The sequence below is a fragment of the Pseudomonas sp. KK4 genome, from assembly GCF_001984065.1.
Lineage (GTDB): Bacteria > Pseudomonadota > Gammaproteobacteria > Pseudomonadales > Pseudomonadaceae > Aquipseudomonas.
The window spans coordinates 12656-37013 of record NZ_LYVP01000024.1 but is presented as its reverse complement, the minus strand read 5'-3'; the positions used below and the strand labels follow the sequence as shown (position 1 = coordinate 37013).

The following is a 24358-nucleotide window of genomic DNA, read 5'->3' as shown; positions in this document are numbered from 1 at the left end:
CTACTGACGCCTTCGCGAGCAAGCCCGCTCCCACACTGGAATGCGTTCCCTCTGTGGGAGCGGGCTTGCTCGCGAAGAGGCCGGCACAAACGCTATAAAAACTTCTGGCTCAAGCCTTACCGGTAATCTTGCGGTACTTCTCCATCAACTGTTCTTCAGTCTCCGGATGGGCTTCGTCCAGCGGAATGCAGTCGACCGGGCAGACCTGTTGGCACTGCGGTTCGTCGTAGTGGCCGACGCACTGAGTGCACAGGTTCGGGTCGATCACGTAGATCTCTTCGCCTTGGGAAATGGCGGCGTTCGGGCATTCGGGTTCGCAGACGTCGCAGTTGATGCAATCGTCGGTGATGATCAGGGACATGCTAACTCCAGCCGGGGCGGCGGGCCCGGGCGCGATGAATCGATTCGCGCAATTGTGCCGCATTGGCGCTGCAGGAGCCAGCTTGCTGGCGATGAACCCGACAACGCCCCAGGTTTCCAGCGTTATCGCTGATGGCCATCGCGAGCAGGCTCGCTCCCACAGTTTGCAGGGGTTATTTCTTGAAGCGTTCGGTCAGGGCGTCCGCCACCGCAGGGTGCACGAACTTGGTGATATCGCCGCCCAGGGCTGCGATTTCACGGACCAGCGTCGAGGAAATGAACGAATAGCGCTCCGACGGGGTAAGGAACAGACTTTCCACGTCCGGGGCCAGTTGCCGGTTCATGTTGGCCAGCTGGAATTCGTATTCGAAGTCCGACACCGCGCGCAGGCCACGCAGGAACACGTTGGCGTTCTGCTCTTTGGCGAAGTGCGCCAGCAGGGTCGAGAAGCCGACGACTTCTACGTTCGGCAGATGCTTGGTGACCTCGCGGGCCAGCTCCACACGCTGTTCCAGGGGAAACAACGGGTTTTTCTTCGGGCTGGCGGCGACGGCAATGATCACGTGATCGAACAGGCGCGAGGCGCGTTCGACCAGATCGCCATGGCCCTTGGTAATAGGGTCGAAGGTACCTGGGTACAACACTCGGTTCATCGCGGCGTCCTGGCGGGAGTGCGTTGGGGAGTCGGATGGTATCGCAGCCGTACCGGTCGGCCAAGTCGGCTGTGGGGTAAGAAAGCACTATAGACGATGGGAATGTTCCTCGTTTTCATGGGTTTTTCAAACGTTCGGCCAGGGATGTCGCCAGTTGCGCGGTCAGTCCATAGACGGATAATTGCGGGTTTGCGCCAATGCTGGTGGGGAACAGCGAGCCGTCATGGATCGACAGATTGCCCAGTTGATGATGACGGCCGAGGCTGTCGGTCACCGCGTTTTTCGGATCTTCGCCCATGGCACAACCGCCCATCACGTGGGCGCTGCCCAGGCGTGTGCGGTACAACTCAAGGCCCAGGCCGTCGATCAGCGTGCGTGCTTCGGCCAGGGTTTTCACGTAGCGCGCATCGGCGTGCATCGGCATCACAGCCCTGGCGCCCCCGGCGAACTGGATCTCGGCCATGCTGTGAAAGGCCCGGCGCAGGCCGTCCCAGGCATAAGGCGAGATTTGATAATCGAGCACCGGGGTGTCGTCGCCGCGCAACTCGACGCTGCCGCCCTGGCTGTCCGGGTGAAAACCGTCGCGCAGCAGCGCCAGCATGGCGTGGGTATGGGGCAGGTTGGTCATGTGTTGCGCATTATCCTGACCGAAACCGCCAAGCAGGGTCGCGGCCAGCGCCGGGTGCAGGGGTGGGACCTCCAGTTTGTAGGCCATTTTGCCGGTGGTACCGTCCTGCCATTGAAAATGGTCGGAGTAGATCGACTGCGGCGCGCCGTAGAACGGGTTGACCACTTCGTCGAACAGGGCGGCGGACATGTTCACCGGGTGCAGGAAGGTGCGTTTGCCCAGGCGTTGATGCGGGTCGGGCGCCCCGGAGCGCATCAACAACCCCGGGCTGTTGATACCGCCGCCGGCCAGTACGTAATGTCGTGCCTTGACCGTAATCTTGCGGCCGGTGGGCTCGACGCAGCGCTCGTCCATCGCCACGCATTGCAGGCCGGTGACCTGGTCGCCGTGGATCAGCAGCTTTTCGGCGCGGGCCAGGTAGAGCAGTTCGCCGCCCTTTTCCAGGGTGGCCGGAATGGTGGTGACCATCATCGACTGCTTGGCATTGGTCGGGCAGCCCATGCCGCAGTAGCCCAGGTTCCAGCAACCGCGCACGTTGCGCGGGATGACATGCCAGCTGTAGCCGAGCTTTTCGCAGCCCTTGCGGATCACGTCGTTGTTGGCGTTGGGCGGCACCCTCCACGGTGCGACGCCCAGGCGCTGTTCCATTTTTTCGAACCAGGGCGCCATTTCTGTCGGGCTATGGCCCTTGACGCCGTGCTCCTTGGCCCAGTGCTCCAGGGTCGGCTCCGGTGTGCGGAAACTGGAGGTCCAGTTGATCAGCGTGGTGCCGCCTACGGCCCGGCCTTGCAGGATGGTGATCGCACCGTCCTTGCTCATGCGGCCGATGCCTTCCTGATAGAGGCTGGCGTAGGCCTGGTCTTCGAGCATCTTGAAGTCGCTGCTGGTCTTGAGCGGTCCTTCCTCGATCAGCAGCACTTTGTAGCCGGCCGCGCTGAGGATTTCCGCCGTGGTCCCGCCGCCGGCACCGCTGCCGATGATCGCCACATCCGCCTCGAGGGTCAGGTCCTGGGTCAGTTGCGCGCCGTTGTGGGTTTTCCAGCCACGGGCCATGCCTTCGCGGAACGGGTCGGGTACGGGCATCTTCATTCTCTTTTTATTTTGAGTGTGCAGTGAGGCGGCTGACGCCATCGCGGGCAAGCCTCGCGCCTACCGTTGTCGAGGTGAACCACCCTGTGGTGAACGACATCGGACACTGTGGGAGCGGGCTTGCTCGCGAAGGGGGCGACACGGTCTCAAACCGTCGGCGGCCCCGGATACCCGCAATGCGCCCACGACTCCTTGCGCCCATACCAGGCCATCATCACCAATTGCAGCAATGAGCTATGCCCCATGCGCAACAGGCTCAGCGAGCTGTTTTCCCAGCGATGGAGGAAGCGCCTCATATCATTGGCGCTGGCGTTTTCCCAACTGCCCCAGATGCCGGTCAGCGGGCCGCGAGTGACCGCCATGCCGAGCACATCGAACAGTTGCCGGGTCAGCTTGAGCATCTGCGGTGACAGGTGATCGAGGTTGTAGTCCAGGCTTTTCAAGGTCTCGTCGACAGCCGCAGGCATGCGTTCTTCGGTCACGGCACCGTCGAGCATCACCGGGACTAGCGCGCGCAAAAACAGCAGGTCACCCCTGCGCAGTACGGCGAATCCGCTTTCTGCAACGCTCGACGAACAACCACTGAGGCTGGCGCTCAACCCCGCGGTGGTGAGAAAGGCGCTGGCGCCCAGGCTGAACTTGAGCAGGTCGCGCCGTGACAGCGCGGGAGTATCGGACAGGCTTGGGCTCATTATTGTTATTACCCGATGGCGTTGAGCGTTAGCGAATGAACAGCTTCTGGATGAGTTTCTGGATGGACTTGCCGTAGGGCGGGTAGATCAGTTTCGCCGCGTTGAAGCGCTCTTTGATCAACACACCCTTGGCCTTGCTGAAGGTCAGGAAACCTTCGTGACCGTGGTAATGGCCCATGCCCGAGGCGCCGATGCCGCCGAAGGGCATGTCGTCCTGGGCGACGTGCAGCAGGGTGTCGTTCAGGCACACGCCACCGGAATGGGTTTCGTGCAGCACGCGCTGCTGTTCGCGTTTGTTGTAGCCAAAGTAGTACAGCGCCAGTGGGCGCGGGCGCTGATTGATGTAGGCAAACGCCTGGTCGAGATCCTTGTACGGCACGATCGGCAACAGCGGGCCGAAGATTTCGTCCTGCATCACCGTCATCTCGTCGCTGACGTTGAGCAGCAGGCTGTGCGCCATGCGGCGACCCTGGCCCTGTTCGAACATCGGAATCAGCAAGGCGCCCTTGCTGGTGGCATCACTGAGGTAACCGTTGAGGCGCGCCAGCTGTCGGTCGTTGATGATGGCGGTGTAGTCCGGGTTGTCGGCCAGTGTCGGAAAAAAAACCTGAACCGCCTGGCGATAGGCTTCGACGAACGAACCGACACGATCTTCCGGCACCAGCACATAGTCCGGGGCCACGCAGGTCTGGCCGGCGTTGAGGGTCTTGCCGAAGGCGATGCGCTCGGCGGCGTCCTTGAGCGGCACATCGTGGGACACGATGGCGGGAGACTTGCCGCCCAACTCCAGGGTCACTGGGGTCAGGTTTTCCGCCGCCGCGCGCATCACGTGCTTGCCAATGCTGGTGGCGCCGGTGAACAGCAAATGATCGAAGCGCAGCCTGGAAAACGCCACACCGATATCGGCTTCGCCCAACACCACGCACACCAGGTCTTCGGGGAAGATCCGCGCCAGCAACTGCTTCATCAGCAAGCCGGTGGCGGGGGTGGATTCGCTGAGTTTGAGCATCACCCGGTTGCCTGCCGACAACGCGCCGACCAACGGCCCGATGGCAAGGTACAGCGGGTAGTTCCACGGCACGATCACGCCGACCACGCCCAGCGGCTGATAAACCACTTTGGCCGAGGCTGGCTGAAAGGCCACGCCGACTTTGCGCCGCGAAGGACGCATCCAGCCCTTGAGGTGGCGGCTGGCGTAATGGATGCCATGCAGGCTGGGCATCAACTCGGCGAGCAGGGTTTCATCGGCGCTGCGATGGCTGAAATCCTGGCTGATCGCATCGATCAGGGCCTGGCGCTCGCTGTCGAGCAGGTCACGCAATGCCTTGAGCCATTGCAGGCGTTGCGCCGCTGGCGGCATGGGGTTGGCGGCATAGGCGGCGCGCTGCGCGTCGAACAGGGATTGGAGCTCTGCCAGAGGGTTCTGCAGATCTTGCAGGTAGGAAATTTCAGCAGTCATGGTCGGCTCCGGATTTTATTCTAGTGAGGCATCTTTTAGAGTTTATGCTCTATAAAGTCAAATGACATACTGGCGCAGCTTTGTTTTATCCGGATCCGGATAGGTCGTAAGATGCCCGTCAACGCACTCTGAATTTAAGCTCAAGCCATGGCCCCACGAATAAAAACAAGCGAGCGCATCGTGCAGAACAGCCTCGAGCTGTTCAATCAGCAGGGCGAGCGCAGCATCAGCACCAACCATATCGCTGCCCACATGGAGATTTCTCCGGGCAATCTGTACTACCACTTCCCCAACAAGCAGGCGATCATCGCCGTGCTGTTCAGCGAGTATGAAGCGCTGGTGGACAGCTTTCTGCGCCCGCCCCAGGGGCGCGCGGCCACGGTGGAAGACAAGCGCTACTACCTCAAGGAACTGCTATCGGCCATGTGGCGATACCGATTCCTGCACCGCGACCTCGAGCACCTGCTCGACAGCGATGCCGAACTCGCCTCGCGCTATCGACGCTTTTCCCAGCGCTGCCTGATTCAGGGGGCCGCCATCTACAAAGGCTTCGTCGCCGCCGGGATCCTGACCATGGACAAGGTGCAGATTGAATCCCTGACCCTCAATGCCTGGATCATCCTCACGTCCTGGGTGCGCTTTTTGTGCACCACCCGGGAAAACTCCAGCCACCTGAGCGAGCAGGCGATCAAGCGTGGCGTCTATCAGGTGCTGGTGCTGGAGGCCGGCTTCGTCACGGATGAGGCCCGCAAAGAGGTCAACGCGCTGTTCGAAGAGTTCTATGTACCGCTGGCCCAGGCGCTGGAAGAAACGGCGCGCTAAGCAGTACGATCCAGACCCGGTTTAATCACAGGAGCCCGTTATGCCCATTGCGCAACTGATCAGCCCGCAAGCGTTGGACCTGAAAAAGGAGCAGCCGGGGCTGGTGATTCTGGATTGTCGTTTTGCCCTCGAAGACCCGGACTACGGGCAGCGCAGTTATGCCGAAGGCCATATCGCCGGGGCCCGTTTTGCTGATCTGGAGCGTGATCTGAGCGGCAAAGTGGTCAAGGGTGTGACCGGGCGCCACCCGCTGCCCGAACCGGCCGAGCTGATCGAGCGCCTGCAGGCCTGGGGCATCGACAACGACTGTGACGTGGTTTTGTACGATGACGGCCCCGGTGCCTTTGCGGCGCGGGCCTGGTGGTTGCTGGCATGGCTGGGCAAACGTGAGGGCGTGTTCATCCTTGATGGCGGGCTAAAGGCCTGGCATGGGGCGGGGCTGCCGTTGAGCCTCGATGCGCCATCCACTGGCCGTGGCAGCTTTACCGGGGCGCCGGACAATGCACTGATCCTCAGCGCCGAACAACTTCAGCAGCGTCTTGGTCAGCCCGAGATGACGTTGATCGACGCCCGTGCCCTGCCGCGCTTCAAGGGCGAAGTAGAACCCATCGATCCGGTGGCCGGGCATATCCCCGGTGCGCAATGCGCGGCGTTTACCGACAACCTGGGCGGCGACGGGCGTTTTTTGCCGACAGATCAGCTCAAGCAGCGGTTCGCCGCGAAACTGGGCGATCGCTCACCCAATGATCTGGTGGCGTACTGCGGGTCCGGTGTGACGGCGTGCCACAACCTGTTTGCCTTGTGCCTGGCAGGTTACCCGCTGGGGGCACTGTATGCGGGGTCGTGGAGTGAGTGGATCAACGATCCGGCTCGCGGGATTGCCACCGGCACCTGATCACCGCAATCCCTCCTGTGGGAGCGGGCTTGCTCGCGAAAGCGGAGTTCCAGTCAATATTGATGTCGACTGACACACTGCTTTCGCTAGCAAGCCCGCTCCCACATCAGGAATATGTCGTCAGTACTTGCCGGGCACTTCGATACGCCCCCGGCCCAACCCCATACGCCTGCTTGAACTGCCGACTCAAATGACTCTGATCGGCAAAGCCCAGCTGCGTCGCGACCTCCAGCGGTAAGCACCCACTTTGCAACAATGCCCGTGCGCGGGCGATGCGCTGCTGCATCAGCCAGGTGTGCGGCGGCATGCCGGTGGCTCGGCGGAACACCCGCGCGAAATGAAAGGGCGACAGGTTCACCGCTGCCGCCAGTTCCTCCAGCGACGGCGGCGCCGCCAGTTGTGCGTGCAGCAGATCCTTGGCTTGCGTGACTGCCCGGTGTTCCTTGCCCGGTTGGCCAACATCGGCAACTGCTGCATGACGCTGTAGCAACGACAGCATCAGTTCACGCCAGGCCGTCTGCTGTTGCAGCGCCGTGGCGGGGCTTTCCAACAGACGATGCAACTGGCAGAAACCGCTCACCAGATCCGGATCGCGATACAGCGTCGCGCCGAACGCCGGCAAGTTGTGCGTCGGCAATTCGAGTTCATCGAGCAAGGAAAGGACCTGCCCACTGTCCGGATAAAACGCCCGGTACAGCCAACCGTCTTCCGTGCCCTTGTGGCCGGTATGCAGTTCATCCGGGTTGATCAGCACCAGCGTGCCACTGCCGGCCAGATGCTCGGCGCCGCGATAGCGGTAGCGCTGGGCGCCGGCCATGATCATGCCGATCACGTAGCCATCGTGCACATGGGGCGCGAAACGGTGCTCGATGTAGCGCGCCGACAGCAATTCGACCCCGGCCAGCGGCGGCGTTTGCCAGAAGCGGATCGATTCGCCCTGATTGACGTCCATGACCTAGGCGCGTCCCACGGTGGCCAGCCATTGGGGGATACGCCGCTCGAGGTAGTAACCCGGTTGCCGGAACGTACCGTCGACAAAACCCACGTGACCGCCCCGGGCCTGCAGCTCGAACTGTGTACTTGTGGACAACTCCTCGGCTTGCGGCAGGCTATGGGGAAACACAAAGGGATCGTCAGCTGCCTGGATGATCAGGGTCGGCGTACGGATTTGTCCCAGAAAGTAGCGACTCGATGCCCGGCGGTAGTAGTCCTCGGCATCGACGAAACCATTGAGCGGCGCGGTCACCCGGCCATCGAAATCCCAGAAGGTACGCAGGTTTTCCAGCGAGCCCAGCGCCGCCAGGGCAGCCAGGCCATCCTCGCGTCCGTCATGCTGGAACTGGCGCTGCTTGTTTTTGATGTAGGCCAGCATCTCGCGCATGAAGTGCGCCTGATAGACCTTTGAGAAGCCCTGGCCGATACGGTCGGCGCACTGGTCCAGGCGAAACGGCACCGACACCGCCACCGCGCCGAGCACGCCGCTGTCGCTGCCGGTCTCGCCCAAGTGCTTGAGCAGGACATTGCCACCCAGTGAATACCCTACGGCGTAAAGCGGCGCGAGCGGGCGTTTGGCCCGCAAATGCCTGATGGTTTCGGCCAGGTCTTCGCTGGCGCCGGAATGGTAGCTGCGGGGCAGCAGGTTGGGCTCGCCGGAGCAGCCGCGCCAGTTCAGCGCAACGCTGGCCCAGCCCCGGTCGCCCAGCACCTTTTGCATCCCTGCCACATAAGGCGAGTTCGAAGAGCCGGTCAGCCCGTGCAATACCAGCACCAGCGGCGCATCGGCGCTGTGCGGGCCGTGCCAGTCGAGGTCGAGGAAGTCGCCGTCCTCGAGCCACAAGCGCTCACGCTCGCGTTCGATGTGAGTGGTTTTGCGCCACAGCGGTCCCCACAAGGTCTGCACGTGCGGGTTGCCGAGGCCGAAGGCGGGGGTGAAGCGTTCTGACGGTTGGGACACGATTGTTCTCGAAGCAGCGGCGCACGCCTGGATGACAGTGTGCGCCTTGTTCAGGCCGGCCGATCAGCCGGCGATCTCTGCCATACGTTGCCACAACGAATAATAGACCCGCCCGGATTTTTGCTCTCGGTGCAGGCGCCAGTTGCCCGGCAGGCCGAGGGTCGACGGCGCGGTTTCGCTCTCGGTATACACCCAGGCATCCTCGGCCAGCCACTGGCGCTCTTCGAGCAGCTTGCAGACGGCGGGCAGCAGGTTCTGGTTGAACGGCGGGTCGAGGAACACCAGGTCGTAGGCCGTGGCCGTCTGGGTTTCCAGGTAGCGCAAGGCATCGGCGGTCTGCACCTGGCCAGTGGTGCAGCGCAGTGTGCCCAGATGTTCCTTCAGGCTGGACACGGCGAGGCTGCTGGCGTCCAGCGCCTGGCCCATGGCCGCGCCACGGGACAAGGCTTCGAGGAACAGCGCGCCGCTGCCGGTGAACGGGTCGAGCACCTTGGCGCCGGGCACGTAAGGCGCCAGCCAGTTGAACAGGGTTTCACGCACCCGATCCGGTGTCGGACGCAGGCCCGGGGCGTCGGGGAAGCTCAACTTGCGGCTGCGCCATTCGCCGCCGATGATGCGCAACTGGTTCACGCCGTTGTGCACGTTGTGAACAGGTTTTTTGGGTCGGGAAGTGGCCATTAATGCTCCGGAACCCCGAGCGGCTGCTCGGCAGGTTTATCAGATGGGGCCGGTAACGGCTTTTGCGGCACGGTCGGGCCAGCGCTGACGATGACCATTTTGTCCGTGCTCAGATGTTTGTTCAGTGCGGCTTTGACTTGCTCGACGGTCAGGTTCTGGGACTGTTGCATGAAGTCCTCCAGATGACTGAGCGGCAGGTTGTAGAAGCCGATCGCACCCAGTTGACCGACGATGTCGGCGTTGCTGGCGGTGGACAGCGGGAAGCTGCCGGCCAGTTCGCGCTTGGCATCGTCGAGTTCTTTTTCGGTCGGGCCGGTCTTAAGGTAGTCGGCGAGCACGTCCTGTACCAGCTTGAGGGTGCCTTCGCTCATTTCGGCGCGGGTCTGCAGGTTGATCATGAACGGACCACGGGCCTGCATCGGGGTGAAGCCCGAATACACACCGTAGGCCAGGCCACGTTTCTCGCGCACTTCGCTCATCAACCGGGTGCCGAAACCGCCACCGCCGAGAATCTGGTTGCCCATCGACAGCGCGGCGTAGTCCGGATCATCGCGGTCGATGCCCAGTTGCGCGAGCATCAGGTTGGTCTGCTTGGACGGAAACTCGATGTGGCCGATGCTGGCCTTCGGCTCGGCCGGTTGCGGGATCTTCGGCAACGCCGGGCCTTTTGGCAGCGCTGCAGATACCTGCGCGGCAATGGCTTCGGCTTCGGCACGGGACAGGTCGCCGACCAGCGCGATGACCACGTTGCCCGCCGCGTAGGCTTTCTGATGGAACTCGCGCAGTTGCTCCAGGGTGATGGCCGGAACGCTTTTCGCTGTGCCATCGCTGGCGTGGGCGTACGGGTGATCGCCGTACAGGCGGTTCATCAACTCGAGGCTGGCCAGTTTGCCGGGGTTCTGTTTCTGGTATTCGAAGCCGGCGAGCATCTGGTTTTTGATGCGGGTGAAGGAGTCGGCGGGGAAGGTCGGTTTGCCGACGACTTCCGCGAACAGCTTCAGGGCCGGTTCACGCTTGTCCGCGGCGCTGAGACTGCGCAAAGAGGCAACGGCCATGTCTTTGAAGGCACCGTTGCCGAAATCCGCGCCGAGCCCTTCGAAGCCCTGGGCAATGACACTGACGTCCTTGCCGGCCACGCCTTCGTTGAGCATGGCGTTGGTCAGCAGGGCCAGGCCGGGGGCGTCGCCGTCCTGGCTGCTGCCGGCGGCGAAGATCAGGCGCATGTCGAACATCGGCAGCTCCCGGGCTTCGACGAACAGCACCTTGGCGCCTTCGGCGGTGTTCCAGGTCTGCACGTCCAGTTTGCGGTGGCTTGGCGCCTTGCCGTTGAGCTCGGTCAGCGATTGCAGTTTCTGGCTGGCCTTGGCCTTGTCCAGGGCTTCGCTGGCCACGGATTCGTCGGTTTTGGAGAAATAGAACGCGGCCGAACCGATCACAGCCACGGCAATCAGGCCGAACACGGCCAGGCGCGGTTTTTTATGGTCACTCATGAGGCGTCTCCTCCGGCAGTACGTGGGCGACGCTGAGACGTTCGCGGGTGAAATACAGCTTGGCGGCGTTCTGAATGTCTTGTGGGGTCACGCTTTCCAGGTCGGCGAGTTCGGTGTCCATCAGTTTCCAGGACAGGCCGACGGTCTCCAGTTGGCCGATGGCGGTGGCCTGGCTGGTAATCGAGTCGCGCTCGTAGACCAGCCCGGCGATGACCTGGGCGCGCACGCGTTCGAGCTCTTCAGCGGATGGTGCGGTGGTTTTCAGTTGTTCGAGCAGCTTCCACAACCCGGCTTCGGCCTGGGCGATGGTTTTGTTTTTCTGGCTGTTGGGCGTTGCCGACAGGGTGAACAGGCTGTCGCCTCGGGTGTAGGCGTCATAGCTCGAGGAGCCACCGGACACCAGCTCTTCACCGCGCTCCAGTTGTGTCGGGATGCGCGCGCTGTAACCGCCGTCAAGCAGGGCCGAGATCAGGCGCAGGGCATTCACCGAACGTTTGTCTTCGGCGGTGGCGATGCTCGGCACGTTGAAGGCCAGCATCAGGCTTGGCAGTTGGGTCTTCACGTGCAGGGTGATCTGGCGTTCGCCAGGCTCGGCCAGCTCCAGCGGAATCTTCGCCGGTGGCACATCGCGCTTGGCGATCGGGCCGAAGTAACGCTGGGCCAGGGTTTTGACCTCGTCCGGGGTCACGTCGCCGACCACCACCAGCGTGGCGTTGTTCGGCACGTACCAGGACTGGTACCAGTGGCGCAGCTCTTCGACTTTCATGCGGTCCAGGTCGGCCATCCAGCCAATGGTCGGCGTGTGGTAGCCGCTGGCCGGGTAGGCCATGGCCTTGAAGCGTTCGTAGGCCTTGGACATCGGCTTGTCATCGGTGCGCAGGCGGCGCTCTTCCTTGATGACTTCGATTTCCCGGGCGAACTCGTCGGCCGGCAGGCGCAGGCTGGCCATGCGGTCGGCTTCCAGTTCAAAGGCGACGCCCAGGCGATCCCGGGCCAGTACCTGGTAGTAAGCGGTGAAGTCGTCGCTGGTGAAGGCGTTCTCTTCGGCGCCGAGGTCGCGCAGGATCAGCGACGCCTCGCCAGGGCCGACTTTCTCGCTGCCCTTGAACATCATGTGTTCCAGGGCGTGGGACAGACCGGTCTGACCCGGCGTCTCGTAGCTCGAGCCAACCTTGTACCAGACCTGGGAAACCACCACGGGCGCGCGATGGTCTTCACGTACGACGACCTTCAGGCCGTTGTCCAGGGTGAATTCGTGGGTGGGTTGCGGATCGGCAGCCAGGGCCGAGAGAGGCAGGCAAACTGTGCTGAGCAGCAGGCCTGCGGCGCGGCGGGCTAGAGCATTCATTCGTTTTTAAACCTTTGGGGCTGCCCGCTTGGTCTTAGCGTCGGCGGGCGAGAGGGTGCTAGGATACTGATCCGTTTTAGCGGCGGCCACGCCTATCAGGCCTTTATGCATGATCAGGTTGATTGGGTTTGCGACGGAAGGTTTGAATTTGTCGACTGAATTCTGCTTTTTCGCCGATTTTGCTGCTTTAGTCCTATGACAAATCGATTTCTTGAGGTGCCGTTCAGCGCCTCGACAAAATGTTGCGCGTGAACAAGCTGGGTCAATCACAGTCTGTTCTGCATCGAATATTTATTTGCCGGGGCGCCTGTTGGCGCGTCGCTACCGTGAGATAGCCGTCCTCCATGTTTGGTTCCAACGACGACAAGAAGACCCCAGCTGCGGCTGGCGAGAAAAAAAGCCTGTTCGGATGGCTGCGCAAAAAGCCGCAGGAACCCGTCGTCGAACAGCCACAGCCACTTCCTGAGCCAACTCCAGCGCCGGTTATGGAAGCAGAGCCTGCGCCGGTGGTGTTGCCGATCGCCGAGCCGGTGCTGCAGCCGGTGGTGGAAGCTGAACCTGAAATCCTGGCCGGGCAGCCGCTGACGTCGACGGCCGAGCCATGGCTGACCTTGCCGGTGGCGGAAGAGCCGGTGGCCCTGGTCGAAGATGAGCTGGCGCCCCACGTGACACCGCCGATTCCAGCCCCCACTGCGTTTGCACCCGAGCCGGTCCAGGCACCGGTGGTTGAGCCGGTTGTCGCACCCGTTCTGCAAGTCGAGCCTGCGCCGGTTGTGCCTGAGCAGGTCATTCCCGCCGTCGTTGCTCCGGTTGCTCCGGTTGTTCAGGCTCCAGCGCCGGTTGCCGCTCCTGTCATCGAACCCCCGGTCGAGTCGCCGCGCACTGAAGAAACCAAAGCCGGCTTCTTCGCCCGCCTCAAGCAGGGTCTGTCCAAGACCAGCGCCAGCATCGGCGAAGGCATGGCCAGCCTGTTCCTGGGCAAGAAAGCCATCGACGACGAACTGCTCGATGACCTGGAAACCCGCCTGCTGACCGCTGACGTGGGTGTGGAGGCCACTTCGGTGATCATCCAGCGCCTGACCCAGAAGGTCGCCCGCAAAGAGCTGGCCGACTCCGATGCACTCTACAAATCCTTGCAGGCTGAGCTGGCGGCGATGCTCAAGCCTGTCGAGCAACCGCTGAAAATCACCTCGCAGAGCAAGCCGTTCGTGATCCTGGTCGTTGGCGTCAATGGCGCCGGCAAGACCACCACCATCGGCAAGTTGGCGAAAAAGCTGCAACTCGATGGCAAGAAAGTCATGCTTGCCGCCGGCGATACCTTCCGCGCCGCGGCTGTGGAGCAATTGCAGGTCTGGGGCGAGCGCAACAAGATCCCGGTCATCGCCCAGCACACGGGCGCCGACTCGGCTTCGGTGATCTTCGACGCCGTGCAGGCCGCCAAGGCCCGTGGCATCGATGTGCTGATCGCCGACACCGCCGGTCGCCTGCACACCAAAGACAACCTGATGGAAGAGCTGAAGAAGGTTCGCCGGGTGATCGGCAAGCTCGACGCCGACGCGCCTCACGAAGTGCTGCTGGTGCTCGACGCCGGTACCGGCCAGAACGCCATCAATCAGGCCAAGCAATTCAACCAGACCGTCGAGCTGACCGGCCTGGCGCTGACCAAGCTCGACGGCACCGCCAAGGGCGGGGTGATCTTCGCCCTGGCCAAGCAGTTCGGCCTGCCGATCCGCTACATCGGCGTCGGTGAAGGCATCGACGATTTGCGCACTTTTGAAGCTGAACCCTTTGTCCAGGCACTGTTTGCCGAGCGGGAGCGTTCATGATTCGTTTCGAACAGGTCGGTAAACGCTACCCGAACGGTCACGTCGGCTTGCATGAGCTGAGCTTTCGAGTCCGTCGTGGCGAGTTTCTGTTTGTCACCGGCCATTCCGGCGCCGGTAAAAGTACGTTGTTGCGCCTGCTGCTGGCCATGGAACGACCGACCAGCGGCAAGCTGCTGCTGGCCGGGCAGGACCTGAGCACCATCAGCAACGCGCAGATTCCGTTCCTGCGGCGGCAGATCGGCGTGGTGTTCCAGAACCACCAGTTGCTGTTCGATCGCACCGTGTTCAATAACGTCGCCCTGCCGTTGCAGATCCTTGGCCTGTCCAAGGCCGAGGTTGCCAAGCGCGTGGATTCGGCCCTGGAGCGTGTTGCGCTGTCGGACAAGACCGATCTGTACCCCGGCGACCTGTCCACCGGTCAACAACAGCGCGTCGGCATCGCCCGCGCCATCGTTCACCGCCCGGCCTTGCTGCTGGCGGACGAACCCACCGGTAACCTCGACCCGCGCCTGGCGGCCGAGATCATGGGTGTGTTCGAAGACATCAACCGCCTGGGCACCAGCGTGCTGATCGCCAGCCACGACCTGGCCCTGATTGCGCGCATGCGCCACCGCATGCTGACCTTGCAGCGCGGTCGATTGATCGGCGACGGGGAGGCCGGGGTATGAGTGCGACGCGCAGTCCGAAGGTTTCCGAGCGCGTGGCCCCCAAGGCCGCCGATCCGCAACCGAGCAAGAAAAAACACGACGACGATGATGGCCCGGATTTCGCCACGTTGTTCCGCGCCTGGGTCGAAAGTCACCGCGCCAGTCTGGTGGACAGCCTGCGGCGCCTGGGCAAGCAGCCCATCGGCAGCTTTTTCACCTGCATGGTGATGGCGGTGGCTTTGAGCCTGCCGATGGGGCTGTCACTTTTGCTGAGTAACGTTGAGCGCCTGGGCGGTTCGTGGCAGCGCGCGGCGCAGATTTCTCTGTACCTGCAACTCGAAGCCAGTCCGAAGGAAGGCGAAGCGCTGCGCGAGCAGATCAAGGGCATGCCCGGCGTGGCTGATGCCGAATATGTGAGTCGCGATCAGGCGCTGGAAGAGTTCCAGCAGCAATCGGGCCTGGGTGAGGCGCTCAAGGAGCTGCCGGAAAACCCGCTGCCTGGCGTGGTGCTGGTGACGCCGAACGAAGTCGACAAGGCGACGCTTGAAGCATTGAGACAAAAACTTTCCGAGTTGCCCAAGGTACAGCAGGCGCAGCTTGATCTAGTCTGGGTCGAGCGACTGGCAGCCATCCTCAAGCTGGGTGACCGTTTTGTCTTTGGTCTGACGGTACTGCTGGTTTCTGCATTACTTTTGGTGATAGGCAATACCATTCGTCTTCATATTGAAAACCGCCGCACCGAGATAGAAGTGATTAAACTCGTGGGCGGCACTGACAGCTATGTGCGCAGGCCCTTTCTGTATATGGGCGCGCTCTACGGCTTCGGTGCGGGGATTCTCTCCTGGGGCGTTCTGGCGTTCGGCCTGAACTGGCTGAACGAGTCTGTGGTGCAGTTGGCCGGTTTGTATGGCAGTAATTTCGCACTGGCCGGTGTGCCGGTAGCCGATGGTCTGTCTCTCTTGCTTGGCGCTGTGTTGTTGGGGTATATCGGTGCATGGATTGCAGTGGCTCGCCACCTGAGGGAGCTCGCACCCAAGTAATATCATTTTGCTCGTATTGACCTTTCAGCGTTTATGGGAACTTGTCCTACGGTTTCCGGTCAATTTTCGCAGTGCTGAACTGCACGAGTTTGTAAGTCGGAGGTTTTTTCGTATGACCAATTCTTTGCAACCTGCATATGCTCTGGTCCCGGGTGCGAACCTGGAGGCCTATGTGCACACCGTCAACAGCATTCCATTGCTGACGCCGGAGCAGGAGCGTGAACTGGCCGAGAGTCTCTATTATGAGCAGGATCTTGAGGCGGCTCGGCAGATGGTGCTCGCCCACCTGCGTTTTGTCGTACATATCGCCCGTAGCTATTCCGGCTACGGTCTGGCTCAGTCTGACCTGATCCAGGAAGGTAACGTCGGCCTGATGAAGGCCGTGAAGCGCTTCAACCCGGAAATGGGTGTGCGCCTGGTTTCGTTCGCCGTGCACTGGATCAAGGCGGAAATCCACGAGTTCATCCTGCGCAACTGGCGCATCGTGAAAGTCGCGACCACCAAGGCCCAGCGCAAGCTGTTCTTCAACCTGCGCAGCCAGAAGAAGCGTCTGGCCTGGTTGAACAACGAAGAAGTACATCGCGTGGCCGAGAGCCTCGGTGTCGAGCCGCGGGAAGTGCGCGAGATGGAAAGTCGCCTGACCGGCCATGACATGGCCTTCGACCCGGCTGCCGAAGCCGACGACGACAGCGCTTTCCAGTCGCCGGCCAACTACCTGGAAGACCACCGGTACGACCCGGCCCGTCAGCTGGAAGATGCCGACTGGAGCGACAACTCCAACCACAACCTGCACGAAGCGCTGGAAGTGCTGGACGACCGTAGCCGTGACATTCTCTACCAGCGCTGGCTGGCAGAAGAAAAAGCCACGCTGCACGACCTGGCGCAGAAGTACAACGTGTCGGCCGAGCGTATTCGTCAGCTCGAGAAGAGCGCGATGAACAAGCTCAAGTTGTCGATCGCTGCATAACCTGCACGACGGCCATGAAAAGCGCCCCGATCATTGATCGGGGCGTTTTTGTTTGTGCCCTGTCACTGTAGGAGCGAGTGTTGTTATGCAGTTCTCAGTTACTGGGCCCAAGGCGCCCGACGTGAATCGTTGAGCCCCAGCAGATAGCTGTCTCCACCCAACTGGCTCATCTGCTGACGAATCCAGCCGGCCCGCCGTGCCACATAGTTGGTCGGATGGCTCGCACTCCACACGCGCGGATTAGGCAGTACCGCCGCCAGCAAGCTCGATTGCTGGCGACTCAGGCCCTTGGCACTGACGCCAAAGTGGTGTCGGGCTGCCGCTTCTGCGCCGAACACCCCGTCGTCCCACTCGGCACTGTTGAGGTACACCTCAAGAATCCGCTGCTTGGGCCAGAGCACTTCGATCAGCGCGGTAAACCAGGCTTCCAGGCCCTTGCGCAACCAGCTGCGCCCGGACCACAGGAACAGATTCTTCGAGACTTGCTGGCTGAGCGTACTGGCGCCGCGAACCGAACCGCCCAGTTCGTTGTGGGCCAAGGCGGCGCGAATTGCGCCGATGTCAAAACCCCAGTGCTCCGGGAATTTCTGGTCTTCCCCAGCGATCACCGCGACTTTCAAATCGTCGGAGATCTCGTCCCAGGGCTTCCAGGTGCGTTGCAGGTCGATAGGCTCACCGTCGAACCAGGATTCGATCTTGCGTTCGACCATCAGCATGGTTCCCGGTGGCGGCACCACCCGAAAGATCAGCACCAGCAATACGCTGGCGCCCATGAACCAGAGCACGGCCTTGGTGAATCGACGGAAATAGATACGCAGCATAGAGATGGCTTGGCCGAACCCGTTGAGCGGGCCATTATACAGACCCTGTTGATCGACACTGACTGGAGTTCTTCATGCTGCGTGGCTTTCTGATGCTGGCCGCTTTTTTCGGTTTCACCGGTGTCGGTCTCGGGGCCTTTGCCGCCCACGGCCTGAAAAACCGCCTGACGCCCGAATACCTGGCGATTTTCCACACCGGCGTCACTTATCAACTGGTGCACACCTTGGCCCTGCTGGGTGTGGCGCTGCTGGCCACGCACATTCCCGGTCGACTGGTCACCTGGGCCGGCGCCTCCTTTGCCATCGGCATCCTGCTGTTCTCCGGCAGCCTCTATGTGCTCACGCTGACCGGTATCAGCAAGCTCGGCATCGTCACCCCGTTTGGAGGCCTGTTCTTCCTGATTGGCTGGTTGTGCCTGGGCCTTGCCGCCTGGCGCTTGCCACTGACCGCCTGACGCTTGTTGCTGACCTTTAGGTCATGATCGGGCTAGAATGCCACCCCCTAAAAATGATGGCGGCATCCGGCATGCGCATTCAGTTGAACGGCGAATCCTTTGAACTGCCCGACGGTGAGACCGTTGCGGCCCTGCTGACTCGTCTGGACCTGACCGGACGCCGGGTGGCGGTCGAACTCAATCTGGATATCGTCCCGCGCAGTCAGCATGCAGAGACCGCCCTCAGCGAGGGTGACCAGGTCGAAGTGGTACACGCCATCGGCGGCGGCTAGCCGTCCTGCCCGCGAGGGCACAGAATTCTGCAAGAACCTCACCCCTACAGAGGATTTCCCATGAGCATCGTTCGTAACGACAAGCCCTTCGTCCTGGCCGGTCGTACTTACCAGTCGCGTTTGCTGGTCGGTACCGGCAAGTACCGTGACATGGAAGAAACCCGCCTGGCCATCGAGGCCTCGGGCGCCGAGATCGTCACGTTCGCCGTGCGCCGTACCAACCTGGGCCAGAACGCGGGCGAGCCGAACCTGCTGGATTTCCTGTCGCCGGACCGCTACACCTTCCTGCCGAACACCGCCGGTTGCTACGACGCTGTCGAGGCCGTGCGCACCTGCCGCCTGGCCCGTGAGCTGCTCGATGGCCACAACCTGGTGAAGCTGGAAGTACTGGCGGACCAGAAAACCCTGTTCCCCAACGTCATCGAAACCCTCAAGGCCGCCGAATCGCTGGTCAAGGAAGGCTTCGACGTGATGGTGTACACCAGCGATGACCCGATCATTGCCCGTCAACTGGCGGAAATCGGCTGCATCGCAGTGATGCCGCTGGCCGGCCTGATCGGTTCGGGCCTGGGGATCTGCAACCCATACAACCTGCAGATCATCCTCGAAGAAGCCAAGATCCCGGTATTGGTGGATGCCGGTGTCGGTACCGCGTCCGACGCCACCATTTCCATGGAACTGGGCTGCGACGCGGTGCTGATGAACTCGGCCATCGCTCACGCCCAGCAGCCGATCATGATGGCCGAAGCCATGAAGCACGCCATCGTTGCCGGTCGCCTGGCTTACCTCGCCGGCCGCATGCCGAAAAAACTCTATGCCAGCGCCTCTTCGCCGCTGGATGGTCTGATCAAGTAAGAGCCATTGATGACTGAATCGAACGACACGCCTATCCAGACGGAAGAAGGCGACGAGCGCCAACACCGCCGCATCAAGAGTTTCGTGATGCGTGCCGGGCGCATGACCGAAGGCCAGCAACGCGGCCTGGATCAGGGTGCGCCCAAATTCGTGCTGCCCCTGGCTGATGCGCCGGTGGACTTCGACCAAGTGTTCGGTCGCTCGGCACCGCGCTCGCTGGAAATCGGTTTCGGCATGGGCCATTCGCTGCTGGAAATGGCGGCCGCGTCACCAGAGCAGGATTTCATCGGCGTGGAAGTGCACCGCCCCGGTGTCGGCGCCTTGCTCAATGGCGTGCTGACACAAGGCCTGACCAACCTGCGGGTCTACGATTGCGATGCGATCGAAGTGCTCAACCGCTGCATCGCCGACAACAGCCTCGATCGCCTGATGCTGTTCTTCCCGGACCCATGGCACAAGAGTCGTCACCACAAGCGTCGTATCGTTCAGGCGTCTTTCGCTGAACTGGTGCGCAGCAAGTTGAAGGTCGGCGGCATTTTGCACATGGCCACCGATTGGGAGCCGTACGCCGAATACATGCTGGAAGTGATGAATGTCGCGCCGGGTTACCGCAACCTGGCCGAAGACGGCAAGTGCGTGCCACGCCCGGCCGAGCGCCCGATCACCAAGTTCGAACGCCGTGGCGAACGTCTTGGGCATGGGGTGTGGGATCTGAAGTTCGAAAAGCAATCCTGAGCTTCCCGGGATCGCTCCCTGTAGGAGCCGAGCTTGCTCGCGATGGCGGCCTGACAGTCAGCATAAATGTTGAATGTGATGGCCTCATCGCGAGCAAGCTCGGCTCCTACAGTTGTTTTGGGGCGTAGCTGAAATCAGCGGCGGTCTGCGACCACGCCGATCAGCACCAACACCACCAGCAACACCGGCGCCAGGCTGTAGTTGTTGAACTGACTCAGGCCACGCACGACCCACGGTGTGGCATAGATCAGCGCCGCGCCGCTGCCGATCACGCACAGCAGAGCCATCAGCGGGACGCGCAAGGCCCCGGCGATGCTGCCCAGGCGTTGCTCGACCCAGCCCTTGAAATCCGCACCGAACAACACCAGCAGGCAACCCACCAGGGCCAGGGCGATTTCCGAGAGATTGCTACGGCTCCAGCGAGACACGGTGGCGAGCAGGTCGAGTATCAAATCCATTCGTTTTCCCTTAGGGCTGAATTCAGGTCAGAAAATTCTGCAGCAAGTCGTTGAGAAACAGCTGTCCGCGCTCGGTGGCCACCAGACGTGTCGGTTCGACCTGCAACAGGCCGCTTTGTTCGGCTTCGCGGCGGCTTTCGGCAAGGCTCTCCAAAGGCAGGCCGGTGCGCTCCGGATACAGGCGCGACTCCACGCCTTCGGTCAGGCGCAGGGCATTCATCAGGAACTCGAACGGCATCTCGTCGTTGGTCAGGGCCTTTTCACCGGCCTGAAAGCGTTTGGCCGGGTTCAGGTAATCCTTCGGCAGGCGAGTCTTCCAGGTGCGCACGATGCGCCCGTCCGGATGGCTGAGCTTGCCGTGGGCGCCCGCGCCGATACCGATGAAATCGCCAAAACTCCAGTAATTGAGGTTATGCCGCGCCGCTCGACCGGGCTGGGCATAGGCCGAGACCTCATATTGTGCGTAACCGTGTTCGGCCAGCAGCGCCTGACCGGCCTCCTGGATATCCCACAGCGTGTCGTCTTCCGGCAGCGTCGGCGGCTGGTTCCAGAACACTGTGTTGGGCTCCAGGGTCAACTGATACCAGGACAGATGGGTCGGCTTCAGGGCAATGGCGGTGCGCAGGTCGGCGAGCGCGTCGTCCAGGGACTGATCGGGCAAACCGTGCATTAGGTCCAGGTTGAAGTTGTCGAACCCGGCCTGGCGCGCCATGCCGGCCGCTCGTACCGCTTCGTCGCCATTGTGAATGCGCCCCAGGGCCTTGAGTTTTTCCTGCTGGAAGCTCTGGATGCCGATCGACAGGCGATTGATGCCCAGCGCCCGGTAAGCGACGAATTTGTCCTGCTCGAAGGTGCCTGGATTGGCTTCCAGGGTGATTTCGATGTCATGGGCGAACGGGATGCGCTGTTCGACGCCCTTGAGCAGACGCCCCAAGGCATGAGCGCTGAACAGGCTCGGTGTGCCGCCACCGAAGAAAATCGAACTGAGCTCGCGGCCGTAGACGGCGTGCAGGTCCTGATCAAGGTCAGCCAGCAGTGCGTCCACGTACTCCTCTTCCGGCAGCATGGGGCTGGCGGTGTGGGAGTTGAAGTCGCAGTAAGGGCATTTGCGTACGCACCACGGGATGTGGATGTACAGCGCCAGGGGCGGCAGCACCGGCAGGGCAGCCCGAGGCGCGGGGGCGTCGCCGCCGTGAATCAGCGGCAACACGGAGGCTTCATCGGTCATTTCAGGCCCAGACGCTGGCGCAGCAGATCCATTGCACGGGCGCGGTGGCTGATCTGATTCTTGTCGCCGGGGCTCAGTTCGGCACTGGAGCAATCGCGCTCGGGCACCCAGAACAACGGGTCGTAGCCAAAACCGTGTTCACCGCTGGCCTGGGTCAGGATGCGACCGTGCCACAGGCCTTCACAGAGGATCGGCAGCGGATCGTCGGCGTGACGCACCAGCGCCAGCACGCAGACAAACTGCGCGCCACGTTCGGCTTCAGGCACATCCTTCAATGCGTCGAGCAGCTTGGCGTTGTTCGCCGCATCGCCCTTGCCGTCGGCGTAACGTGCCGAGTAGATGCCCGGGGCGCCGCCGAGGAAATCCACCGCGAGCCCGGAATCGTCCGCCAGTGCCGGCAAGCCGGAAATGCGCGCAGCGTTACGCGCCTTGAGGATGGCGTTCTCGACGAACGACAGGCCGGTCTCTTCAGGCTCGATTTGGCTGAACTCACCGATCGAGCGCAGTTGCACCGACTGGCCGAGCATGGCCTGGAGTTCCTTGAGTTTGCCGGCGTTGTGGCTGGCCAGTACGAGTTGGGTGAAGTTCATCATTCGCCGGGGAAGAGCTCTTGGTTGAAATTGAGGGTGTTGATTTTGTCACCGTTCTGCACCTTGATTTCGAAGGTGCGGGTTTCCTGCTGTTCCACCGGGAATTGGGCGATGTAGTAGATCGCGCCCTGTTCGGTGATCTGGCGGAAGTTGAGCTTGACGCTCTGGCTGGTCAGTTCCTTGACCGTACCGCTGACCTGGGCCATCTGCGGCTTGCCGTCCTTGAGCACCGAAATGTTGATCACGCCCTGATTCTTGCTGCGGGTAAGCTCCGCGGCCTTGGCGATGTCCGGTGTCAGGTAGGTGGAATTGAAGGTGTTGTAATGCACCGTCACGTCGCCGAATTTTTCCTGGCGATCGCCCTTGATCGCATCGGCGGCCATGGCCGTGACGCTCAGGCAAGCGGTGAATAGAAACAGCGCTAGACGACCCATGATCCTTCTCCTCGAAATAGGGGGTTCAGACCGCGACCTTGTGGTCCGCAAGCCCGGGGCTGCTGACGCGGTAAATGCCGATCTCACCCAATAGATTAGGCCATAGCTTGCTGGCCCACCCGTGTCGGTGCTGTTGATCCACGGCCAGCCGATCAATGACCTTCGCTTCACGTTCGCGGCACAAGGCTTCAAAGTCGGCGAAGGTGCAGAAGTGGATGTTCGGCGTGTTGTACCAGGTGTAGGGCAGGAACTCGGAAACCGGCATGCGGCCCTTGCTCGCCAGGTACCAGCGGCAGCGCCAGTGACCGAAGTTGGGGAAGGTGATGATGCACTGGCGGCCCACGCGCAGCATTTCGTCGAGGATCTTGTCCGGGTAGTGCACCGCTTGCAGCGCCTGGGTCATGACCACGATGTCGAAACTGTTGCTGGCGAAGTTGCCCAGGCCCTTGTCCAGGTCCTGTTCGATGACGTTGATGCCCTTGGCCACGCACTCGGCAATGTTGTCGGCGTCGTTTTCCAGGCCATAACCGGTGACCTGCTTGTTGTCGCGCAGCCAGGTCAGCAGCTCGCCATTGCCGCAACCCAGGTCAAGCACGCGGCTGCCGGCGGGGATCCATTCCTGGATGATTTCCAGATCAGCTCTCATGGCTATCTCACAACGTAATGCGGTTCATGTAATTGCCGAACGCCTGAAGGTAGCGCGGGATCGGAATCAGGAAGGCGTCATGGCCTTGCGGGGCGTCGATTTCCAGGTAGCAGACGTCCTTGCGCGCGGCCATCAGCGCGTCCACCAGCTCCCGCGAGCGGGCCGGGGAGAAGCGCCAGTCGGTGGTGAACGACATCACGCAGAACTTGGCGGTGGCGTTGGCGAAGGTTCTGGCCAGGTCATCGTCGAAGTTGGCCGCCGGGTCGAAATAGTCCAGGGCCTTGGTCATCAGCAGGTAAGTGTTGGCGTCGAACCGCCCGGAAAACTCTTCACCCTGATAGCGCAGGTAGCTTTCGACCTGGAACTCGACGCTGTGGAAGTCGTAGTTGAGCTTCTCGCTCTTGAGGCCACGGCCGAATTTCTCGCCCATGGAGTCGTCGGACAGGTAGGTGATGTGGCCGACCATCCGCGCCAGCATCAGGCCACGCTTGGGGATCACGCCCTGTTCCTGGAACGAACCGCCGTGGAATTCCGGGTCGGTGAGGATCGCCTGGCGCGCCACTTCGTTGAAGGCGATGTTCTGCGCCGACAGCTTGGGGGCCGAGGCGATGGCCAGGCAATGGCGGATGCGATCCGGATAGGTGATGCTCCATTGCATCGCCTGCATGCCGCCGAGGCTGCCACCGATCACGGCCGCGAATTGCGCAATGCCGAGGCGATCGGCCAGGCGTGCCTGGCTGTGCACCCAGTCTTCCACGGTCAGCACCGGGAAATCGGCGCCGAACGGCTTGCCGGTTTCCGGGTTGATGCTGCTCGGCCCGGTGGAACCGTTGCAGCCGCCGAGGTTGTTCAGGCTGACCACAAAGAACTTGGTGGTATCGATCGGTTTGCCGGGGCCGATGCAGCTGTCCCACCAACCGGGCTTGCGGTCGTCGGGGCTGTGGAAGCCGGCGGCGTGGTGATGGCCCGACAGGGCGTGGCAGATCAGCACGGCATTGCTCGCCGTGGCGTTCAGCGTGCCGTAGGTCTCGTAAATCAGGTCATAGGCCGGGAGCGAGCGACCGCAGGCCAGGGCCAGGGGTTCGCTGAAGTGCGCCACTTGCGGCGTCACCAGACCAACAGAATCGGGGGGGAAGGCAGCTGGCATCGACCCTGCTCTCGTTGAAATGAGGCGTAAGTCTAAAGACCGCTGGGGTAAGCGGCAAGCAAAGGCCCCTGCTGATTTCCTTCAGGTAGACCGAGTTGCGACATTCGCGAGCAAGCCCGCTCCCACAGTGGATTGCATACCCTGTGGGAGCGGGCTCGCCCGCGATGAA

General features: G+C 62.0%; 27 protein-coding genes. 10 read left to right on the top strand and 17 right to left on the bottom strand.

All coding sequences use genetic code 11. From position 1 onward, the window contains the following. Positions 1-109: 109 nt before the first annotated feature. The 5 genes from B0W55_RS11290 to B0W55_RS11270 form a co-directional block, all read right to left on the bottom strand. On the bottom strand, positions 110-361 hold the full coding sequence (locus B0W55_RS11290) for a YfhL family 4Fe-4S dicluster ferredoxin (RefSeq protein ID WP_003195146.1): 252 nt from the start codon (positions 359-361) through the stop codon (positions 110-112). A gap of 172 nt (positions 362-533) precedes the next feature. Next, positions 534-1013, bottom strand: coding sequence for a pantetheine-phosphate adenylyltransferase (coaD, locus tag B0W55_RS11285; protein WP_007975368.1), 480 nt, complete (start codon positions 1011-1013; stop codon positions 534-536). A gap of 115 nt (positions 1014-1128) precedes the next feature. Next, positions 1129-2724 carry a GMC family oxidoreductase gene (locus tag B0W55_RS11280; RefSeq protein WP_077046080.1) on the bottom strand — a complete coding sequence of 532 codons (1596 nt, stop codon included), beginning with the start codon at positions 2722-2724 and terminating at the stop codon, positions 1129-1131. A 152-nt stretch (positions 2725-2876) separates the two neighbouring features. After that, positions 2877-3422, bottom strand: coding sequence for a twin-arginine translocation pathway signal protein (locus B0W55_RS11275; RefSeq protein WP_077046079.1), 546 nt, complete (start codon positions 3420-3422; stop codon positions 2877-2879). A gap of 28 nt (positions 3423-3450) precedes the next feature. After that, positions 3451-4881 (bottom strand): coniferyl aldehyde dehydrogenase, encoded by a 1431-nt coding sequence (locus B0W55_RS11270; RefSeq protein ID WP_077046078.1) that lies wholly within the window; start codon positions 4879-4881, stop codon positions 3451-3453. Positions 4882-5028: 147 nt separating this feature from the next. On the opposite strand from B0W55_RS11270, the gene B0W55_RS11265 reads away from it, so the two are divergent. Both B0W55_RS11265 and B0W55_RS11260 read left to right on the top strand, forming a co-directional pair. Further along, positions 5029-5703: a TetR/AcrR family transcriptional regulator gene (locus tag B0W55_RS11265; protein ID WP_077046077.1), complete on the top strand. Its 675-nt coding sequence runs from the start codon at positions 5029-5031 to the stop codon at positions 5701-5703. A gap of 40 nt (positions 5704-5743) precedes the next feature. After that, positions 5744-6598: a sulfurtransferase gene (locus B0W55_RS11260; protein WP_077046076.1), complete on the top strand. Its 855-nt coding sequence runs from the start codon at positions 5744-5746 to the stop codon at positions 6596-6598. A 106-nt stretch (positions 6599-6704) separates the two neighbouring features. Here B0W55_RS11260 and B0W55_RS11255 read toward each other — a convergent pair whose 3' ends face one another. The 5 genes from B0W55_RS11255 to B0W55_RS11235 all read right to left on the bottom strand — a co-directional run bounded on the left by B0W55_RS11255 (position 6705) and on the right by B0W55_RS11235 (position 12068). Next, positions 6705-7550, bottom strand: a complete 846-nt coding sequence (locus B0W55_RS11255; protein ID WP_077046075.1) for an AraC family transcriptional regulator — start codon at positions 7548-7550, stop codon at positions 6705-6707. Positions 7551-7553: 3 nt separating this feature from the next. Beyond that, entirely contained in the window at positions 7554-8552 is a 999-nt protein-coding gene (locus B0W55_RS11250; protein WP_077046074.1) for a hydrolase, read from the bottom strand. 63 nt (positions 8553-8615) lie between these two features. Continuing rightward, positions 8616-9230, bottom strand: a complete 615-nt coding sequence (gene rsmD, locus B0W55_RS11245) for a 16S rRNA (guanine(966)-N(2))-methyltransferase RsmD (protein ID WP_077046073.1) — start codon at positions 9228-9230, stop codon at positions 8616-8618. Continuing rightward, a complete protein-coding gene (locus B0W55_RS11240; protein WP_077046072.1) occupies positions 9230-10720 on the bottom strand; it encodes a pitrilysin family protein in 1491 nt (496 codons plus the stop codon). Before B0W55_RS11240 ends, rsmD begins: the two co-directional genes overlap by 1 nt. Next, positions 10713-12068, bottom strand: coding sequence for a pitrilysin family protein (locus tag B0W55_RS11235; RefSeq protein ID WP_077046071.1), 1356 nt, complete (start codon positions 12066-12068; stop codon positions 10713-10715). Before B0W55_RS11235 ends, B0W55_RS11240 begins: the two co-directional genes overlap by 8 nt. Before the next feature lie 344 nt (positions 12069-12412). Here B0W55_RS11235 and ftsY point away from each other — a divergent pair, with 344 nt between their 5' ends. The 4 genes from ftsY (at position 12413) to rpoH (ending at position 16548) form a co-directional block, all read left to right on the top strand. After that, positions 12413-13894, top strand: coding sequence for a signal recognition particle-docking protein FtsY (gene ftsY, locus B0W55_RS11230; protein WP_077046070.1), 1482 nt, complete (start codon positions 12413-12415; stop codon positions 13892-13894). Next, a complete protein-coding gene (gene ftsE, locus B0W55_RS11225) occupies positions 13891-14562 on the top strand; it encodes a cell division ATP-binding protein FtsE (protein ID WP_077046069.1) in 672 nt (223 codons plus the stop codon). Before ftsY ends, ftsE begins: the two co-directional genes overlap by 4 nt. Further along, positions 14559-15581: a permease-like cell division protein FtsX gene (gene ftsX / locus B0W55_RS11220; protein WP_077046068.1), complete on the top strand. Its 1023-nt coding sequence runs from the start codon at positions 14559-14561 to the stop codon at positions 15579-15581. Before ftsE ends, ftsX begins: the two co-directional genes overlap by 4 nt. A 112-nt stretch (positions 15582-15693) precedes the next feature. After that, complete coding sequence (gene rpoH, locus B0W55_RS11215; RefSeq protein ID WP_077046067.1) at positions 15694-16548, top strand: RNA polymerase sigma factor RpoH; 855 nt, start codon at positions 15694-15696, stop codon at positions 16546-16548. A gap of 98 nt (positions 16549-16646) precedes the next feature. Here the strand turns inward: rpoH and mtgA are convergent, their stop codons facing one another. Next, positions 16647-17369, bottom strand: a complete 723-nt coding sequence (gene mtgA / locus B0W55_RS11210) for a monofunctional biosynthetic peptidoglycan transglycosylase (RefSeq protein WP_077046066.1) — start codon at positions 17367-17369, stop codon at positions 16647-16649. Positions 17370-17443: 74 nt separating this feature from the next. On the opposite strand from mtgA, the gene B0W55_RS11205 reads away from it, so the two are divergent. The 4 genes from B0W55_RS11205 (at position 17444) to trmB (ending at position 19686) form a co-directional block, all read left to right on the top strand. Beyond that, complete coding sequence (locus B0W55_RS11205) at positions 17444-17824, top strand: DUF423 domain-containing protein (protein ID WP_077046065.1); 381 nt, start codon at positions 17444-17446, stop codon at positions 17822-17824. Positions 17825-17895: 71 nt separating this feature from the next. Next, positions 17896-18096 (top strand): sulfur carrier protein ThiS, encoded by a 201-nt coding sequence (gene thiS / locus B0W55_RS11200; protein ID WP_175645494.1) that lies wholly within the window; start codon positions 17896-17898, stop codon positions 18094-18096. Positions 18097-18156: 60 nt separating this feature from the next. Further along, the gene (locus B0W55_RS11195; RefSeq protein WP_077046064.1) at positions 18157-18951 is read left to right on the top strand and encodes a thiazole synthase; all 795 of its coding nucleotides are present in this window, start codon (positions 18157-18159) and stop codon (positions 18949-18951) included. A 9-nt stretch (positions 18952-18960) separates the two neighbouring features. Further along, on the top strand, positions 18961-19686 hold the full coding sequence (trmB, locus tag B0W55_RS11190) for a tRNA (guanosine(46)-N7)-methyltransferase TrmB (protein ID WP_077046063.1): 726 nt from the start codon (positions 18961-18963) through the stop codon (positions 19684-19686). Between the two features lie 134 nt (positions 19687-19820). On the opposite strand, the gene B0W55_RS11185 is transcribed toward trmB, so the two are convergent. From B0W55_RS11185 to B0W55_RS11160, 6 genes are read right to left on the bottom strand one after another with little or no spacing between them, the layout of a single operon-like run. Next, positions 19821-20144 (bottom strand): DUF3392 domain-containing protein, encoded by a 324-nt coding sequence (locus tag B0W55_RS11185; RefSeq protein WP_047596593.1) that lies wholly within the window; start codon positions 20142-20144, stop codon positions 19821-19823. Positions 20145-20166: 22 nt separating this feature from the next. Then, positions 20167-21372, bottom strand: a complete 1206-nt coding sequence (gene hemW / locus B0W55_RS11180; RefSeq protein ID WP_077046062.1) for a radical SAM family heme chaperone HemW — start codon at positions 21370-21372, stop codon at positions 20167-20169. After that, complete coding sequence (gene rdgB, locus B0W55_RS11175) at positions 21369-21965, bottom strand: RdgB/HAM1 family non-canonical purine NTP pyrophosphatase (protein ID WP_077046061.1); 597 nt, start codon at positions 21963-21965, stop codon at positions 21369-21371. Before rdgB ends, hemW begins: the two co-directional genes overlap by 4 nt. Beyond that, positions 21962-22396, bottom strand: a complete 435-nt coding sequence (locus B0W55_RS11170; RefSeq protein WP_077046060.1) for a DUF4426 domain-containing protein — start codon at positions 22394-22396, stop codon at positions 21962-21964. Before B0W55_RS11170 ends, rdgB begins: the two co-directional genes overlap by 4 nt. Before the next feature lie 25 nt (positions 22397-22421). Further along, positions 22422-23042 carry a methionine biosynthesis protein MetW gene (gene metW, locus B0W55_RS11165; protein ID WP_077046059.1) on the bottom strand — a complete coding sequence of 207 codons (621 nt, stop codon included), beginning with the start codon at positions 23040-23042 and terminating at the stop codon, positions 22422-22424. A gap of 7 nt (positions 23043-23049) precedes the next feature. Continuing rightward, the gene (locus B0W55_RS11160; RefSeq protein ID WP_077046058.1) at positions 23050-24189 is read right to left on the bottom strand and encodes a homoserine O-acetyltransferase; all 1140 of its coding nucleotides are present in this window, start codon (positions 24187-24189) and stop codon (positions 23050-23052) included. Positions 24190-24358: the final 169 nt, after the last annotated feature.